The 1,994-nt window shown below is 61.4% G+C and carries 1 protein-coding gene and 1 pseudogene; both read right to left on the reverse strand.

Annotated features, from left to right (window positions below; genetic code table 11):
* Nucleotides 1-65: 65 nt before the first annotated feature.
* A complete protein-coding gene (locus JNL55_RS10760; protein WP_293852819.1) occupies nt 66-740 on the reverse strand; it encodes a Bax inhibitor-1/YccA family protein in 675 nt (224 codons plus the stop codon).
* A gap of 186 nt (nt 741-926) precedes the next feature.
* Nucleotides 927-1,994, reverse strand: a pseudogene (locus JNL55_RS10765) (hypothetical protein); the annotation flags it as partial.

A 1,994-nucleotide genomic window follows, 5' to 3' on the forward strand; every position in this document is an offset into this window, starting at 1 on the left:
GCGACAAATAAAAAGGGCGCTGCTGGTGGCAGCGCCCTTTGTTTTTACAGCTCGGTCGACCGGGATCAGTCGTCGCTGGACGCCGCGCCCAACAGGTGCAACAGGCTGGTGAACAAGTTGTAGATGCTCACGTACAGCGTCACCGTCGCCAGGATGTAGTTGGTCTCGCCGCCGCGGATGATCTCGCTGGTCTGGAACAGGATCATGCCCGCCATCGCGATCACGAACACGCCGGAGACCACCAGCGACAGGGTCGGCATATTGAAGAAGTACGCCACCAGGCCCAGCAGGAAGGCGCCGATGATGCCCACCGTCAGGAAGCCGCCGAGGAAGCTGAAGTCCTTCTCGCTCTTGATGGCGTAAGCCGACAAGCCGACGAAGGTAGCCGCGGTGATGCCCAGGGCCGTAGTCACGACCTGTGCGCCGTTCGGCAGGAACTTCAGATACATGCTGATGATGGGGCCGAGGGTCAGGCCCATGAAGCCGGTCAGCAAGAAAATGAACAGCAGGCCCCAGGAGCTGTTCTGGGTCTTATGCACCGCGAACAACAGGCCGAAGTAGCCCACCATGGTGATCAGCAAGCCCGGATGGGGCAGGTTGAGCATCATGGAAATGCCGGCGGTGAGCGCGCTGAAAGCGAGCGTGGCACCGAGCAGCAGGTAAGTATTGCGAAGAACTTTGTTGGTCGTCAGCGCTGAGCCGCGGGTAGTCGATGCGACTGTGCTTGGATACGAGGCCATGACTTTCAACTCCTTACCGATATCGTCCAGTTGGACCGCGTTCCGCCCCGCGAGTTGCAGGTTGGCGCGCCTCGCCGGGCATTCTACGGAAGCCCGGCGAGACTTGGACGATGTGGTTGCAAGTCCATGAATTGCAAGCACTCGAACCTTACCGCGCTGTCAGAATCGCGGCCCTGAAGCGCGCTTTCAAGGCACTCCGGCAATACGCGCCCCGGAGCCGGGAGGCACGCAAGTGAACGTAATCTCTTGGCCTGGGATCAACGCCAACGCGCGAAACAGCGAGTCGGGTATCGACAGGCTGCCGCCAGAAGAGACGAACGAGTCGGTGGCAACGCTGTAGAGAAAGCCTTTGGGCGTCCCGGCGATCGACAGCTTGGCCACCAGCTCGCACTCAGTCACCGTCCCGCCCAACATCTTCGAGGTGAAGGGCGCCGCTGCTCGGGCCTGCAATAGATCGATGCGCGGACCCACGACTGCGGCATTGGTTTTGGTGAGCGTGATCTGCTGCCCGACGATGGGCGCGATGTCGGACTCGAACGCGAGCATGAACTGCTCCACATCACGACGCGTCTCTTCATAAGTTGCCGCAGGGAAGCCCACGTCCGGCGTCGGCGCGAACAACACGGCCGACAGGAAGTGGAACACCGTGTCGATGGAGCCGTCGTGCAAGTAACCGAAGCCGCGAACTTGATCGCCGGTGTTGCCGGTGTCGGGCGTGGTGAAGAACGGCATGCCGGGGAAACCGAACATGCCCACCTTGGTATAGGCATTACGCAGGTGGGGAATCTTCACGATCTGCGGCAAACCTTCGAAGCTCGCTTGACCGTCGGTGCCGAAGTGACCTTGTGACGGATCGAGGCGATGACAACCCTCGCAGGTGAAGCCAGTGCCTGGGCCGGCGGCCGGTGGCGCGCCGTCCGCACGACGCGGGCCGAAATAGAAATCGTGGCCGCGCTGTTGCGACTCAGTGAGCGTGTTGTCCAGATTGCGCACCGGATTGGGCGGTAGCTGCACTTCGAGCTGGAAGTTGGTGAAGCGCTGCATGGTGGTCAGATCCGGCAAGAGCGAGCGGCCGATCAAGCCATCGAATGCCACCACGAAGTTGTTGAACGACAGCTCTGGATCGAACGGATCGGTGCCGAAGAAGCCGTGCGCACGATCGCCGCGCCAGTGCATGGCGCCGTGATTACGCATGCCTCGCAGCGTCTGAGTGGTCATCGGGCCTTTCATGGGATGAAACTCGGTGGCCACGCC

Source organism: Steroidobacter sp. (assembly GCF_016790065.1).
Classification (GTDB): Bacteria; Pseudomonadota; Gammaproteobacteria; order Steroidobacterales; family Steroidobacteraceae; genus Steroidobacter.